The organism is Streptomyces sp. NPDC006739, assembly GCF_042869815.1.
Taxonomy (GTDB): Bacteria; Actinomycetota; Actinomycetes; order Streptomycetales; family Streptomycetaceae; genus Streptomyces.
The window spans coordinates 1-1,182 of sequence record NZ_JBIAGM010000101.1 but is presented as its reverse complement, the minus strand read 5'-3'; the positions used below and the strand labels follow the sequence as shown (position 1 = coordinate 1,182).

1 protein-coding gene is annotated in these 1,182 nt (G+C 64.9%); it reads left to right on the top strand.

Annotated elements, in window-relative coordinates:
• Window positions 1-143: 143 nt before the first annotated feature.
• Window positions 144-1,094 (top strand): hypothetical protein, encoded by a 951-nt coding sequence (locus ACFYMM_RS44445; RefSeq protein ID WP_388398594.1) that lies wholly within the window; start codon window positions 144-146, stop codon window positions 1,092-1,094.
• Window positions 1,095-1,182 lie beyond the last annotated feature (88 nt).

The following is a 1,182-nucleotide window of genomic DNA, read 5'->3' as shown; positions in this document are numbered from 1 at the left end:
CGCACGGCGGCGGAGCTCAAGCGGGTAACGGGAAGGTCGTGCCATGACTCGATCCTTTCATGAAATCGAGTCTCCATTCGAACCGGGGCGGTTCATTCACCGATGCCCCGGAAGAGGTGTCGGTCACGGTGCTGGAACCCAAGATGAGCGCCATCACTCACCGTGCTGCGGGCCGCACCTGGGCTCCCGAACGGGCGTTGGAGGTCTACGGCGAAGGACGGGTCCTGGACAGCACCATCGCGGTGAACACCGAGTCCACTGTTGCCTGGTTCGTGGTGGAGAACCGCAGCGAAGTCCGCTGGGGAGCCCCGCAGGCCCTGGAGCAGGTCACCTACGAGCTGATCGTCATGTACTTCAGCCGTGCCCGAGGCCTGCTCTACATCCATGGCTCGAACAACACCGGTGATTACCGGGAACTCGCCCAGGCCGTCCTCGGCGTGGGCTCCCGGCCGGTCACCGGTATGCCGACCTTCAGGGTGCTGGGCCACATGGAGCGCCTGATCCCCACCAATGTGGGCCTGCTGGATTCCCGGGACCACTTCAACCGGTTCTCCATGCATGTGGGAAGCGACGTATATGAGGCGCTGACCACCACCGACCGGCAGGGCAAGAGCCAGACTCACATCGCCGCCTCCGGATTCCGCAACGGGGAGAAGACCACCATCAGCGCCGCCTTGTCGGGACGGTTCTGGTCGATGCAGACAGCCTCCAACCTCAAAGCGTGGACCGACTGGTGCGACGAGCAGGGGGCCAAGCTCACCGACACCAGCATCGACCTGGCCAGCGTCATGGAAGGGTTCATCTTCCCCGAGGACCTCACCGAACGCCCCGAGGGCGTACTCATCGCAGCCGAATGGCCCTGGCCACTGTTCGCCGGCAACGGGCCCGGCCCCCAGATCTCCCACGCCGGCACCGCCTACCCCGCCGTCGACGTCGCCCTGGAAGTGGCAGACCACTCCCCCACCGGCCCCTTCCGGATCCACCTGACCACTCCTGCCTGGCAGATCGCCTACAGCGCCGACTTCACCGACACCGGACTGACCTACTCTCCCGACGAGTTGGACGGGCGCGTCCGCTCGGGAATACATGAGTGAGCGTTAAGTCCGATCTTCCTCGGTTCGTGATCGCTCGATCGTGGTACTGATCGCCGTACGAGCCGCCTGGTGGGCATGTCCATGCTGG

Bases quoted from the DNA above. Each gene is read 5' to 3' on its own strand.
- ACFYMM_RS44445 (WP_388398594.1), top strand. From the start codon at position 144: ATGAGCGCCATCACTCACCGTGCTGCGGGCCGCACCTGGGCTCCCGAA.